This window comes from Photobacterium sp. R1, from assembly GCF_054600795.1.
Map to the genome: position 1 here is coordinate 1 of NZ_BAAHZP010000400.1, position 293 is coordinate 293.

Consider the following 293-nt stretch of genomic DNA (forward strand, 5'->3'; position numbering starts at 1 on the left):
CAGGCTCGCTGCCGGGAATCTTTAACTCGGGTTCTGAGGCCGGCAGCAGGAACAGCACAAACACCACAGGGATCAGTACCAGTAAGGCTTTACGATGAAACCCTGGTAATTGCTGCCAGTAGGGCTGCACCCTCAGTCGGACCTTCTGCCATTGTAGCTGGCCGGCTTCACGCCAGTTCAGCTGACTGAGCCGGGTCTTCCACTCCGTCAGCGACACCTGTGGCAGGCCCGGGGCCGATTTCTTCCGGTTACGGCGTTTCGCTTGTCCCATAACAACTACTCTCCATCACTCT

Annotated in this window: 1 protein-coding gene; it reads right to left on the reverse strand. The window is 57.7% G+C overall.

The features are described 5' to 3' along the window. Window positions 1–271, reverse strand: a 271-nt coding sequence (locus tag ACYP03_RS25605; protein ID WP_459782620.1) for an OapA N-terminal domain-containing protein, incomplete at its 3' end; no start/stop codon positions are given. Window positions 272–293 lie beyond the last annotated feature (22 nt).